Raw genomic sequence first — 13,772 nt, forward strand, 5'->3', positions numbered from 1 at the left:
CTCAAATGCAGTAATAACGCTACTAAGTTGCTCTGGATTTGACATAATTAAGTCCTGATGGATGAGTTACCCGTATTAAATCAGAACAAAAAATGGAAGTTGAGCTACGCTGCCGTAAGCTCACGATTTTTCTGGCGGGTATAATGGCGGGCTTAGTTCCAATATCATGCGTTCAAATATGGAAATTACTTCACTATTATCCATGAGTGTCTCCTATTTCAGTTCATCAAATATAGGAGGAAAGCTGCTTGTGCTCTTTTTCTGCTCATCATTTTTAGTCTCAATATTGCTCCATTTTTCTTTTAGTGTTGTCTTTTGCTTGCTGGTAGTTGAGCGGTGAAAATTAAAAATTCGTGATAACTCGCTATCTGAAAACTTAAATGGGATGGGCTTATTGTCAGCGATTAATTCTGACGAGAGAAGTTGAATTTCAGATAAAGCTTTGGGGGAATCAACAGAAGAAAATATAGATCTGAAAACACCTGCCCAAGCTATTTCTTCAATTTCCTTTGGGGTCATGTCAGAATACAAAATAATATTGGCACTTGTGGTGGCTATTAAATGCGGTGTAAATTGCAAAAATTCGAAGCCTGAAAATATGTAGATTTCATTTATTGAGGCAATTCTTGTCGCGTAATAAGTTCTGTTTTGCTGGAAAAATTGATCAATATTATGCGAGGGAAGTTTTTCTAAAGCACACTTTTTAGATAATTTTTGATAGAAATTTGCCGCCTCAAGAGCTTTAGGGTGGAGCTGATATTTACATTTCTGCTTGTCTGTATTGCTTAATAATTTCATCACTAGCTCGCTAAACGCTCATTATGTGTTGATATATTATGCAATTCTGGTGTCCAGATCCGTGATGTATGGTTTAAAATGATGTTAATTGTTGTTGGTATTTAGATTTTTTATTCCGGAAGATGTTGTTATTTATTCTTTTAATAACATGTTGTTACGGTTTATGCCGTTTAAGGCCTATTATATCTATTTGGGTGGGTGTAGCCTTCCAAGCTGATAATTTTAGGATAATCTTCATCTGCGGCTGATTCATAATCAGATGAATAAACAGCAACTGAACCTGGAGCATAGCCGAGGAGTGTGCCGAATGATTGTTGTTCAGATTTTTTCAAGAATGCGCTCCGTATGTTCTATGGGATATAAAACTAATAGACCTTATAATACCATTGTGATTTATTAAAAGATTGAAAATTGTGTAGGTAAATCAATAAGAAAAAGTCATTTTATTTAGCAATAACTGTCTATTGAAAATAACAAAGTTGTCATTAATTTGAACCAGCAATATTAAGCAGATGTTTTTAGGAAAATAACCTATCTAATGACTGACATTACTAACAGTTCCCCTCCAAGAATCAGGAACCTGCGCCTTAAGAAGGAGAATTTAAGTAATAGAGGGAATTAATAATTGCAGACCTTTGCCGCATGGAAGCGATGATCCCACCTAGACAGTGGGAATAAAAGAGTCTCTTAGTTCGATTGATTAGCTTTTATGTAAGCCCTCCAGCCACTGAATTGACTTATATCTTGCGCTGTTGCAATGGCGTAACCTTCACAGATAAAACTAATACACCAACTACGGTCATCTAGTTGCACTTTACCAAGTCCAAGTGGCTGCCCTATTCCGTATAAAAAGCTACCTAATGTATTCTCTTGAATACGCCAAATTTCAACTTCAATCGCGACCCCCTGTTCACTCACACGGATTAATCCAGGACGGAAAGGAGGTCCGCCAGCAAGCGCATAGAAACGATAATCAGCGGAGGTTTTACACGTTTTAACTAAATAACCTCCCCGTTCAATAAGTTGATGGTTAAGGGGGAAACCGGACAGATGTGCGCCACAAACGGCAATATCAATATATCCTGCAGTAGGTTTTGTTGCGATGCTACTGCTCAGTTTTGGTAAAACAGCTTTAGTCGCCCCCAAAGCGAAGTTATTCATTGCTTGAATCTGCGCGCCAGTACTAAGTAATAAACGATCACTAAAAGCCGCGCCAAAGAGTGTTATACCAAAGGGCAAACCCGTATCTAAGAAACCAGCCGGTACGGCGATCGCCGCATAATCGAGTAAATTCATAAAATTAGTGTAATAACCTAAATTAGAATTTAATTTGATTGGTTCGGCTTCAAGCTCTTCAATCGTATATGTTGTACCTGTTGTTGGCGTGAGTATGCAATCTACTTGTGCCAAAATGGCATCACATTCGACTTTATAGTCTTGTAAACGGTACATCGCTTTAAAGGTACTTACTGCAGAGTGTGCTGTGGCACCACCAATAATTTTTTCAATAACAGGTAAACACTGTTTTGGATCGCGACAAAAGAAGTCTTCTATTGCGGCATAACGCTCAGCCACCCAGGGGCCTTCATAAAGCAGTTTTGCAGCCTCCAAAAAAGGTTGGAAATTAATTGTTATGATTTCAGCACCCAATTCTTTTAAACGCAGCACATTTTCTTCAAATAAAACTTGTGCACTACTATCTCCAAAGAAAGCCAACTGATCTTTCGCCGGCAGACCTATTTTTAAACCAGAAAAACTTTCTTTAGGTTGAAAAGATGCATTGCTATTGGTAATAGGATTGGCCCGTGAATAGCAATCTGATCTATCTAATTTTGCGCTAATGTCGAGAAGGTAATTAAGGTCAGTAACAGTATTAGCAAGCAGTGTAACGCAATCTAAACTTTTACAAGCGGGAACAACACCCGTGCAACTCAATAATCCTTTAGTGGCTTTTAAACCTACAATATTATTTAACGCTGCCGGTACTCGTCCTGAACCCGCTGTATCTGTGCCTAAAGCAAAGCTTACTTGCCCTTTCGCGACAGCAACAGCACTGCCAGAGCTAGAACCACCAGAGATATACTTTGGATTAAAACTATTTTTGACGGCCCCCCATGGACTGCGTACGCCAACCAACCCGGTTGCAAATTGATCTAAATTTGTTTTCCCTAGCGGGATTGCACCTGCCGCCATAAGTTGCTGCACGACCAGTGCTGATTCAAGAGGCTGATAGATATAAGCTTCACAGGCTGCAGTGGTCGGCAGTAATGACAAGTCGATATTATCTTTAATCGCAAAAGGAATACCATAGAGTGGTAAATCATCAATCGACTTTGTAGCCAATGCCGCTAACATTTCATCTAACTGCGCTTCGGAGATCGTACTGATCCAAACATTATTATCGTCGTTCTTAGCTTGTTTTAATTTATCCAATAAAAAGCGGCGCACATTTAATTCGTCACAACGAAAAGCTTGCTGTAGGGATTCAATAGTCATTAATTGTTGCATCATTATAATTTCTCCAAAATCATCAAACGTTGACCCGCGTGGACTTGTGAACCTTCTTTTTGTACCACACTAACAATTTTGCCGGCCGCTGGAGCAACTACTTCAATCTCCATTTTCATGGCTTCTAACACAAGTAAGGGTTGACCCGCGACCACTTGCTCACCCGGCGAAACTAAGACCTTCCAAATATTACCTGCAACGTGACTATCAACACTACGTTGCTCAGCCGTTATTGTGGCAATATCGGTTTCCACTTGGGTCATCTCCTCTGCTACAAAGTTCGCTTGCCCCGTTTCTTGCCAGCGTAGACGCTCTGCTTCAAAAGATTTTTGTTGAACCTCTTTAAAGGCGACAATTGACTCTTGATCTTCACATAATTGCTGTTGATATTCAGCCAAGCTAAAGGTCGTTTGTTCAATTTTCAATGGATAATTACCACGAGGAAAATCATGGCGAATTTGTGTGAGCTCTTCACTGCTAACTGGGTAAAAACGAATTTGATCAAAGAATCGTAGTAACCAAGGTTTAGTGAATTGCTCCGTTTGACGGTAGCGATTCCACATTTGCAGTGTTCTACCCACAAATTGATAGCCACCGGGGCCTTCCATACCGTAGACACATAAATATGCGCCGCCAATACCAACGGCATTCTCGGGTGTCCAAGTTCTTGCTGGATTATATTTCGTTGTCACTAGACGATGACGCGGGTCAAGCGGCGTAGCAACAGGGGCGCCTAAATAGACATCACCTAGTCCCATCACCAGATAACTAGCATTAAATACAATTTTCTTAACGTCTTCGACAGATTCAAGACCATTAATGCGACGGATAAATTCAATATTATCTGGACACCACGGTGCATCTTTACGCACTAATTCATCATATTTTTTAATAGCAAGACGTGTCGCATAATCATCCCAAGATAACGGGATATGTACGATACGAGAAGGAACGGTGAGTTTGCTGATATCACCTAACGCATCTTCAGCCTGTTCCAGTAATTGCAATAAACTTGCTAAAGGTAATTGCAGATTGTCGTAATGAACCTGTAATGAGCGGATCCCCGGAGTCAGTTCTTGCACGCCGGCTATGTTCATGCTTTTAAGCTGTAACATCAGAGCGTGTACACGGAAACGTAGCGCCACATCTAAAACTTGTTGACCATATTCCACCAACAGATAGTCTTCACCACTAGCGCGATATACCACCTGCTCATTATAATCAGTTTTATCTATCTGTTTAATAATGGCTTGTTCTGGTAACTGAGTTGCAATCTCTTGTAGACAATATTGTCCGATATTTAACTGCTTGATTTGATCTATTTCAAGTTGTTGTGCATCGGCAATAGAGACCGCTAGAAAATGAATTTTAGCCCCCGCTTTTAACTGTCCAACTTTCCAAAGATCGGCTTTAATAATTGTGACCGGGCATACAAAGCCACCTAAACTGGGACCATCAGGACCAAGAATAACGGGCATATCACCAGTAAAATCGATGGTACCAACTGCATAAGCATTATCGTGAATATTAGAAGGATGTAATCCCGCTTCGCCGCCATCTTGACGCGCCCATTTGGGTTTGGGGCCCATTAAGCGCACACCAGTGCGGCTGGAGTTAAAATGTACTTGCCAAGTGGCAGCAAAAAAAGCGTCAATATCTTCTGGGCAGAAGAAATCTGGTGCACCATGCGGCCCATAAATAACTCGAATCGTCCAATCATCTGTGATTTTAGGCAATTGTGCGATTAATTCAGGGGGTGTTTGTTGCTCAGCACATTGCTCAATATGCAAAACATCGCCAGTGCGAATTGCGCGTCCCGCATGTCCGCCAAATTGTCCTAATGTGAAAGTTGATTTACTACCCAAATAATCGGGACATTGTATTCCGCCTTGTACCGCTAAATAACAACGGGCACCGGCACCTTGAATATTGCCCAATGTTAATGTTTGACCAGCATCAACGTTGATTACGGTTCCTGTTTCAATACTTAAATCATCTAAACTTGCCTCTATTTGTGCGCCAGTAATAATAAATCGAGTGTCACTATTAAAGCGAAGAGTTGGTCCACTGACAGTTATTTCTAGAGCGGCCATTTGCTCATTATTACCTAATAAGGTATTGCCTAGACGAAAGCTTACACTATCCATCGGACCAGAAGGTGGCACACCGATATCCCAATAACCTTTACGTCCAGGATAATCCTGAATGGTGGTTTGCGTGCCGCCACTGAGTACATCAATAGAATTAGGTTGATAAACAAATTGATTAAGCGATTGTGTTAGCAGTAAACCGGCTTCGACAACTTCGCTGCCAAGTAGTTGTTGTAGATAATCTTTATTTGTTTCAATACCATAAATTTGGCTGTTACCCAGCGCTTGTTTTAAACCGCTAAGCGCTTGTTGCCGTGTTTCACTATGACAGATAACTTTAGCAAGCATGGGATCAAAGAAAGGTGACACTTCACAGCCACTTTCTAACCAATGGTCAATACGTAATTTGCCTTGATCCACTTGCATTGGCCATTTGACATGGCTTATTAAGCCAGCACTAGGTTGAAATGCTTTATTAGCATCTTCAGCGTATAACCGCACTTGAATAGCATGACCATTAGCAACTAACCCTTTTTCAAGCTCAGTTAATGGAGCAAGTGTTTGAGCCGCTAAGCTAATCATCCAATTAACTAAATCAACGTTATAAACCAGTTCTGTCACGCCATGCTCAACCTGTAGGCGCGTATTAACTTCAAGAAAATAGAACTGTTGAGCTTGCTGGTCGAACACAAATTCAACTGTACCAGCACTACGGTAATTAACCATCGCAGCTAGTCGTGTTGCGGTGCTATGCAGCTCTGTACGTAATTCTTCACTCAAGTTAGGTGCTGGACTTTCTTCAATTACTTTTTGGTTACGACGTTGTGCAGAGCAATCCCGTTCTCCTAATGCAATTGCATGGCCTTTACCATCACCGAAAATTTGTACTTCAATATGCCGCGCTTGTACAATAAATTTTTCTAAAAAAAGCGCACTATTACTAAAGTTATTTTCACTTAATCTTTTAACTGAGTCATAAGCCTGATTCAGTTCTAAAGCACTATTACAGCGTTGCATGCCTATACCACCACCACCCGCGGTACTTTTCAACATCACCGGGTAACCAATTTTATCCGCACATCGCAAGGCATCTTGTAAATCTGCTAATAAGTCACTACCGGGTAATAAAGGCACATTGGCTTGTTCGGCTAATTCACGCGCACGGTGTTTTAAACCGAACTGCAACATTTGATCAACTGTCGGCCCTAAAAAAACCAATCCGTTTTTTTCACAAGCGGCAACAAATTCGACATTTTCACTTAGAAAACCATATCCAGGATGAATAGCTTGTGCGCCACATTGTTTGGCAATTGCGATTACTTTATCAATATCAAGGTAGGTTTGTTTGGCCCCGCCTTCACCAAGAGAAAAGGCTTGATCGGCTTGTGTTACATGTAAACTGTCTGCATCGGCAAGGCTATAAATCGATACGCTTTGAATACCCATCGCCGATAATGTGCGAATGATCCGGCAAGCAATAGCGCCACGATTGGCAATTAATATTTTAGTAAACATAAGGTTAACCTTAGAAGGTTGGGTCGTCCCGAAATATTGATCGTGAACAACAGGGTCGTCCCTGCTATCTCATTAAGCGTTTATTGTTGTTACTATTACACTAGTGGTTCTGTTTCATCCCAGACAAGCATTTCTACAGCCGTAGGATTATAAGCATTACATGGATTATTTAGTTGCGGGCAATTTGACAGTAAAACAATCACATCCATCACGGCAGTGAGTTCAACATATTTACCTGCTCCACTAATCCCATCTGCAAAACTCAAGCCACCGTCAGCACTGATCGGAACATTCATAAAGAAATTGATATTGTGAGTAATATCGCGCTTACTTAAAGCAAATTGGGGATTTTCGGAAACAGCAAGCAACCAGCTATCACGGCAGGCGTGCATACATTTTTTTTCTATCGCGTAGCGCACTGTATTACTCTCAGTAGCACAAGCGCCGCCTAACGTATCATGACGACCACAAGTATCAGCAACTATCTCTAACATTACGTTACAATCATTTGATAATAACTTGGTGCCAGTGGTCAGATAAACATTGCCCTGTTCGCGAATCGTATCGATTGCGCTATAGCGCTCACTCGGATAATTAGCATTATAAAAAAGTGTATCGGCGGCTTGATTCCCTTCGAGATCCAGAATGCGTAAGGTCTGCCCCGCTTTAACTAACTTCATATAATAATCCCCGGCAAAGACGGTATCGCGGCGAACGGCTTGCTGAGGTTGTAAAAGACTTTTAGTGATCATTATCAGGCTCCTATTTTTGTACTTGAGCTATGGTTATGCTGTGTATGTTGGCAAAGATAACGACGGTTGTTTTCAAATCCACGGCCATTTTCTTCACTTGAATTTAAACATTGGTCATCGGCGCTAATCGCAGGCGCTTCACTAACAGTAAACTGTACCGGTAAATGTGGGTATTCAACATTGGGATTCATTGGATGAGGACACGTTGTTAATACCACTAAGGTGTCCATTTCAAAACGCAGTGAAACCGTATCACCAGCTTTGCTATGCTCAGGAATAAAGCTTAAATCACCATCATCATCGCTTTGGACTTTACTGAATAGATTTATATTGGCGGCGAGATCACGTTTGCCTAATCCATATTTAGCCACTTCAACCAATAAACTATCAAAACCATTTTGTAGCCAAACGTTACGATCGCGTTGATAATTGCGATTGCCCCACTTATCTTGTACTTTTTGTTTGTTAGCAACACCGCCCACACTATCTATCCAGTGTGTATCGTCACGGACAATTGAGCAAAAAATACGGCCCATATCTGAATACAAACAATGCCCTTGAGTTAATTTAAAGGTATGTTGGCATTTTAACGTGTCAGGTGCGTTATAACGTTCTAACAAATTCCTCGGGTTATAAAATAACATCGACACATTGGCTCCACCTTGTATATCAGTGATCGATAACAGTTGTCCTGCAGGGATCACCATTGACCAATGGCTTGCACCTGGAATTTCATCTTGATATATATCTGCTTGCATTATTTTCTCCTAAACAGCTTAATCTTGTGCTGTTTTATTAATTATACTCTGTAAAGATTTAGGAATTACTTGATCAGTATTAAGGGCGATATCGTACACAATTTGCGCGCCATAACGTTCGGGCTGTTGCGGATCTATACGCGGTTTATCCAATACCCAAACACGCGACCCTAAACTGAAGCCTTCTGACAAATCATGCGTTATCATAAATACAGTCAAACCGCGTTTCTTCCACAACTCCCGGATTAACTGATGCATATCTTTACGAATACCGGGGTCTAATGCGCCAAAGGGTTCATCCAGCAGTAATATTCGCGGTTCTTTAATCAGGGCCTGAGCAATCGCTAAACGTTGCTGCATACCACCAGAAAGTTCATTCGGAAAACGTGTCGCTGCATCGCCTAAACCTACGGCAACAAGCATCTCTAAAGCCTTTTCTTGCAATTTTTTACGTTGCTTAAAAAACACTTTGCCAAGAAATGGCGAAGCAGCAAATTCACCTCCCAACATGACATTTTCTAAGGCATTGAGATGAGGAAATGCAGAATATTTTTGAAAAACAATACCGCGCGTTGCATTTGGCTCTGTCGGCATCGGCTCACCATCGAGTAATATACTGCCTCTGCTAGGTGATTCCGTTCCTAAGAGCATATTTAACAAAGTAGTTTTGCCACAACCCGATGCGCCAACGATGCTAACAAATTCACCAGTTTGGACAGATAAATTGAGTTTCTCAAGTACGACCTGATTCCCATATTCTTTCCATACTTGCTTAATATTGATAATGGTATCTGCCATTATTCGCTCCCTCTTTTACCGTGATACCAAGGAAAAGCATGTTTAGAAAGCAATCGTAATAATGTATCCATTACAAAGGCTAAAATAGCTATCCAAATAACATAAGGTAAAATCACATCCATTGCTAAGTAACGACGAATTAAGAAGATGCGGTAACCTAGCCCTTCCGTTGCAGCAATCGCTTCGCCTGCAATTAAAAATAGCCATGCACTACCTAATGTTAAACGCACTGCACTTAGTAAAGGCGGTAATACTTGCGGAAGAACAACACGGATCATTATCTGCCAACTATTGGCTCCGAGCGTTTGCGCCTTCAGTAGTTGCTCGCTAGGTAATGTTTGCGTACGTAATTGTAAATCACGGATTAATATCGGACAGATACCGATAATAATAAGCATCACTTTAGATAACTCACCTAAACCAAAAACGATAAAAAGAATCGGTAATATAGCCATCGGTGGTATTAAAGATATTGCCGTAATTAAAGGTGAAAAAGTGGCACGTATAAGCGGTAGCATACCGTTAACTACGCCAACGACGAGGCCGATTAGGGCGCTAATGCCCACACCAAGTAATAAGCGTTGCAAACTCGCAGCACTATCTGCCCATAATAAATATTCACCTGTTCGTTTGCTGGGTTCAAATGCCATACGCTGCATGGCATCATAAAAACTAGACCAAGCAGGTAATAACTTATCACTTGGGTTTTCAAGTAAACGCGCATCAGATGCGAGCGTATAGATAACCAATAAAATGACAAAGGGCAAAAGGTTTAAAGCGAGTCGCATTGAGCGACTCGGCTTGCTATTCATCAAACGCATAATTATTAGACCTTATAATTTATCGTCGATGGCCATTTGCATATAGGCAGGGTTAAAGCGTAATTTGATATTGTCTTTATTGCCGTAAACACCTGCGGGTGTTTCAATTCCGATGAATTTTGCATCCCCAGCACCTTGACCTAACAATCCATGTTCAAATGAGAATTCAGCCACTTTACTCATGGTGTTAATAAGATCTTTACTGTTATTAAAATCAACGGCATCTTTTGCTTTAAAGAACATTTTTGTTGAAGCTAATTGTGCATCATAACCAGCGAGATCCGTACCTGATGCTTCTGCCATCATGGTACGGGCTTTAAGTGCTTTCACATCATTTCCTTGCATGGTTTGCATAATTTCATACCATGCGCCAGTCAATGCTTTACCTAAGTTCGGATTATCTGCAAGTGTTTCAGTATTGACCACTAACAGGTCAATAATTTCACCGGGGATCATTGATGAGTCAAATACTTTTTTGGTATTAGGCATTGCCATAATTTCACTTACAAGAGGATTCCAAGTGGTGACGGCGGTAACATCTTCTGTGGTAAATGCAGCCACTAAATCAGCATCAGAGGTATTCACAACGCGGACATCTCGTTCTTTTAAAGAGACAGTATCTAATGCGCGGGCCAATAGATAATGAGAAACACTTAATTCAACCAGATTAACATTTTGGCCTTTAATATCGGCTAAGCTTCCAGCGCCTTTAAGAATAACAGCGTCGTTACCATTAGAGAAATCACCAATAATAACCGCAGTAGAATCAACACCACTGGCAGCCGGAATGGTGAGTGCATCCATATTGGTCATTACAGTGGCATCAAATCCACCGGCAGTATATTGGTTGATAGACTCAACGTAATCATTAATCTGCACAATTTCAATATCAATGTCGTATTTGTCTGCCCATTTTTTAATAATACCAGAAGCCTCACCATAGTCCCAAGGCATCCAGCCTGCATAGATAGTCCAAGCTAAACGAAAATGTGATTTTGTTTCTGCAAATGCAGTTGAGGGTGCAATAATTAAGGCACTGCACAGTGTGGTGATAGAAAGAAGTTTAGTGATTGAGTTCTGCAGGGGTTTAATGAATTTCATGGTATTCTCCTTGGTTACACTTTAAAAGTACGAGAGACATTGTGCTTGTCGTCTCCCGGGCTTTTATCCCTCCGTGTAACCTTAGAAAAGGTTGACAACTCTCGGACCAGTCACTGCGAACAGTCGGAACCCTAGATGTCTATTATCAATTGTAATATTGGTAATAGTCAGCACCAATATCTCTCATACGAGTTATTTATATTTAGCAATAACTATGCCAGCCTCTGCTTTCCCCTATTCTAGTGGCTTTACTATATCAATTTCGTTTTAACAAACAGATTGACGCACCAGCACGGCACTTCATGCGCACCAATATAAAGCAGTTGACTATCTAAAATGCCTATTATGTTACTGGTCCATTTTCAAATTGTTTTAGATTGTCTTGTATTTCAAGCAATGAGGCTATTGAAGCTACATGTATATGAAAGCTTGGCTTGTGCATCGGTATACTGCCCAATATGCCTAAACGTATATTATGAAAAGTTATTGACTATAAAAATGCTTATACAGATTAAGTTTTACAAGGTACCCAAACTATATAATAGAAATTCGATGTTAAGGAATAACACAAGTCATCACTACAATTAATCCGAGATTTCTGCTATGAAGTTATAATAAAGTGGATTTATTGTGGGGCATTAAATAATAATAAATTGAAATAACAGCTTCCCTTAGCAAGTTGCTAAACACACTAGAAATGCAGTGATAATAAAGTGTTTCGACACACGAAATTAACGAAAATCGTGATTGTGCCTTTATTTACTTGTGAAAATCTGTTTTTATTTCACGGCTCTACTATATCGTTCACTATATTGACTCGTTGCTAGACCGAAGATGGCAACGAGTCAGTAGGAGTGAAAATTACTTTTTGCTATCGACTAAGTGATGCACTTCCCCGTCTCGATTAAGACAAACCATCTGCTCTTTATTTACCGCAATATCTATGGCTTTTTTACCGCCTTCACAATATTTAACGGCAACCGGCTTATTGTTGGGCAATGAATATATATTAACAGCTTCACCTATGGTTATTAGCCTATTGTTATCACATTTGAAGTCATTAACAAAAGGATGCTCAGTTCTAATAATTTCAGAGACCACTGTGCCGGTATTGATATCTCTAATGATCAATTTCCGATTTTTACGAACATTGCTAGGTCTGTGATAATTATTTTCAACAAGGTAATCACCACAAAGCTTAGGCGACTCATTCCAATATCCCTCATCAGTAATCCAAGCTTTACTGCCTGTGCGATGACAACTTCCTAATTTATAGTCCTGCATTGACAGTATCATGCCACTACAGATGATACTATCATCCACATTTCCATCCAATATTGGCATTATTGTTGTGTTATTACCGTAGAGGATTCCTGTACTAACAAACTGATTATTATCATCTAACTGAAATTGTTCATCCGAGAAACCGAAATAAGATAACGGAGTTTGCTGCGCATTAATCGACCAAATAGAATCAGGCAGATCACGCCATTCATGCAGCACTTTTCCCGAAAAGGAGAGATAGCTTAATTGATACAGTGAATGTTCACTGTTTTTTTTCAATTCAGACTTAATTAACAACCCCTTGTTAAAAACAATTATTTCACCAGGTATTGCATAATCATAATGTTTCCGCCTGATTTCGGCTAGATTCTGATCAAACCAGACTAAATTCCCGTCCCAACCATAAGCAAGATAACTAGCCCCCGCATCTTCCGGAAGTGCTATAATTTCACTTAAATCAGGCGGCTCAAGTGGCTGAGTTGCAGAACTACTGAGGCTGCAGCTTAATAAAAGTAACTGCATGAAAGTTATAACTATTTTCATTTTACGTAACCGATCTACGAACCCACCTAGCTAAACTTATCCCAAGCTGTTAGCGCTTCATTTTTAATATTCCATGGCAATAAAGCTTCTATTTGATCGACACTTTCTGCAAGTGGTAATTGTTCAATAATGAATTTCAGATAACCATACGGCTCAAGCCCATTGGCCTTTGCGGTTTATACCGAAAGAAAAACTATGCCGAATCGCTTGGCTAGAACCCTATAATACAAAGATACTTGCATATAATTGCTTCGGCATAGTTTGATCTGACTTCCAATAATTAATTTACGGAGAAGGATTATGAGTGTTTCGGCATTCTTCAAGTGTAAAAAAACAATAGCGCGACTTCATACGGGCCCTTTGGGCGTTTATATGAAGGCTTATGCAGAGCATCTAATTTCTGAAGGTCACTGCTACCAGAGTGGCGCTCGTAACATTAGAGTTGCTGCTGATTATAGCGCATGGTTAGCCAGTAAAAAGTATAAGGTGACTGATGTTAACGAAGCCTCAATATTAAAGTATGAGCAATTTAGGCAAAAACATCGACATCCTTTTTTGTCCGATCACGCAGCTCTTATTAGACTTCTTAAAGTGCTGAGAACGCTCAATGCAACCGCAGCAGCAACGATTGTGTTGGATCCACTGTCGCAGATCATTCAGGACTTTGAACAGCATTTGATGCAAAATCATGGACTTTGTGAGACTTCAGTCATCAGACATCGAATATCTCTGAGGAAGTTTCTTTGGCAGTATTGCCCTGATGGTGTTTCATGCTTTTCAAGTTTAAGAGGACAAGACGTAAGG

At 40.3% G+C, this 13,772-nt stretch carries 11 protein-coding genes, 1 pseudogene and 1 riboswitch; of the genes and pseudogenes, 1 reads left to right on the top strand and 11 read right to left on the bottom strand.

From position 1 onward, the window contains the following. Positions 1-213: 213 nt before the first annotated feature. The 11 genes and pseudogenes from KSO91_RS12970 to KSO91_RS17905 all read right to left on the bottom strand — a co-directional run. Positions 214-798: a hypothetical protein gene (locus tag KSO91_RS12970; RefSeq protein WP_238743424.1), complete on the bottom strand. Its 585-nt coding sequence runs from the start codon at positions 796-798 to the stop codon at positions 214-216. A 170-nt stretch (positions 799-968) separates the two neighbouring features. Then, entirely contained in the window at positions 969-1,130 is a 162-nt protein-coding gene (locus tag KSO91_RS12975; protein WP_238743425.1) for a hypothetical protein, read from the bottom strand. A 355-nt stretch (positions 1,131-1,485) separates the two neighbouring features. Then, positions 1,486-3,309, bottom strand: a complete 1,824-nt coding sequence (atzF, locus tag KSO91_RS12980; RefSeq protein ID WP_238743426.1) for an allophanate hydrolase — start codon at positions 3,307-3,309, stop codon at positions 1,486-1,488. After that, the gene (uca, locus tag KSO91_RS12985) at positions 3,309-6,911 is read right to left on the bottom strand and encodes an urea carboxylase (protein WP_238743427.1); all 3,603 of its coding nucleotides are present in this window, start codon (positions 6,909-6,911) and stop codon (positions 3,309-3,311) included. The genes atzF and uca overlap by 1 nt, the downstream gene beginning before the upstream one ends. Positions 6,912-7,006: 95 nt before the next feature. Next, complete coding sequence (locus KSO91_RS12990) at positions 7,007-7,663, bottom strand: urea amidolyase associated protein UAAP2 (RefSeq protein ID WP_238743428.1); 657 nt, start codon at positions 7,661-7,663, stop codon at positions 7,007-7,009. A gap of 2 nt (positions 7,664-7,665) precedes the next feature. Continuing rightward, on the bottom strand, positions 7,666-8,421 hold the full coding sequence (locus KSO91_RS12995; RefSeq protein WP_238743429.1) for an urea amidolyase associated protein UAAP1: 756 nt from the start codon (positions 8,419-8,421) through the stop codon (positions 7,666-7,668). 18 nt (positions 8,422-8,439) lie between these two features. Then, positions 8,440-9,219, bottom strand: coding sequence for an ABC transporter ATP-binding protein (locus KSO91_RS13000; RefSeq protein WP_238743430.1), 780 nt, complete (start codon positions 9,217-9,219; stop codon positions 8,440-8,442). Beyond that, positions 9,219-10,040 carry an ABC transporter permease gene (locus KSO91_RS13005; protein ID WP_238743431.1) on the bottom strand — a complete coding sequence of 274 codons (822 nt, stop codon included), beginning with the start codon at positions 10,038-10,040 and terminating at the stop codon, positions 9,219-9,221. The genes KSO91_RS13000 and KSO91_RS13005 overlap by 1 nt, the downstream gene beginning before the upstream one ends. 12 nt (positions 10,041-10,052) lie before the next feature. Continuing rightward, positions 10,053-11,141: a putative urea ABC transporter substrate-binding protein gene (locus KSO91_RS13010; RefSeq protein ID WP_238743432.1), complete on the bottom strand. Its 1,089-nt coding sequence runs from the start codon at positions 11,139-11,141 to the stop codon at positions 10,053-10,055. Positions 11,142-11,191: 50 nt separating this feature from the next. Beyond that, a riboswitch (guanidine-I (ykkC/yxkD leader) is annotated at positions 11,192-11,287 on the bottom strand. Positions 11,288-12,002: 715 nt separating this feature from the next. Further along, entirely contained in the window at positions 12,003-12,968 is a 966-nt protein-coding gene (locus tag KSO91_RS13015; protein WP_238743433.1) for a hypothetical protein, read from the bottom strand. Positions 12,969-12,994: 26 nt separating this feature from the next. Further along, positions 12,995-13,132 (bottom strand): annotated as a pseudogene (locus tag KSO91_RS17905) (transposase domain-containing protein); the annotation flags it as partial. Between the two features lie 136 nt (positions 13,133-13,268). Here KSO91_RS17905 and KSO91_RS13020 point away from each other — a divergent pair. Beyond that, positions 13,269-13,772, top strand: a 504-nt coding sequence (locus KSO91_RS13020; RefSeq protein ID WP_238743434.1) for a hypothetical protein, incomplete at its 3' end; no start/stop codon positions are given.

Source organism: Psychromonas antarctica, assembly GCF_022267535.1.
Classification (GTDB): domain Bacteria; phylum Pseudomonadota; class Gammaproteobacteria; order Enterobacterales; family Psychromonadaceae; genus Psychromonas; species Psychromonas antarctica.

Coding starts and splice junctions, on each gene's coding strand:
- KSO91_RS13005 (WP_238743431.1), bottom strand. CDS start 10,040: ATGCGTTTGATGAATAGCAAGCCGAGTCGCTCAATGCGACTCGCTTTA.
- atzF (WP_238743426.1), bottom strand. CDS start 3,309: ATGATGCAACAATTAATGACTATTGAATCCCTACAGCAAGCTTTTCGT.
- KSO91_RS12990 (WP_238743428.1), bottom strand. CDS start 7,663: ATGATCACTAAAAGTCTTTTACAACCTCAGCAAGCCGTTCGCCGCGAT.
- KSO91_RS12995 (WP_238743429.1), bottom strand. CDS start 8,421: ATGCAAGCAGATATATATCAAGATGAAATTCCAGGTGCAAGCCATTGG.
- KSO91_RS13010 (WP_238743432.1), bottom strand. CDS start 11,141: ATGAAATTCATTAAACCCCTGCAGAACTCAATCACTAAACTTCTTTCT.
- KSO91_RS12970 (WP_238743424.1), bottom strand. CDS start 798: ATGAAATTATTAAGCAATACAGACAAGCAGAAATGTAAATATCAGCTC.
- KSO91_RS13000 (WP_238743430.1), bottom strand. CDS start 9,219: ATGGCAGATACCATTATCAATATTAAGCAAGTATGGAAAGAATATGGG.
- KSO91_RS13015 (WP_238743433.1), bottom strand. CDS start 12,968: ATGAAAATAGTTATAACTTTCATGCAGTTACTTTTATTAAGCTGCAGC.
- uca (WP_238743427.1), bottom strand. CDS start 6,911: ATGTTTACTAAAATATTAATTGCCAATCGTGGCGCTATTGCTTGCCGG.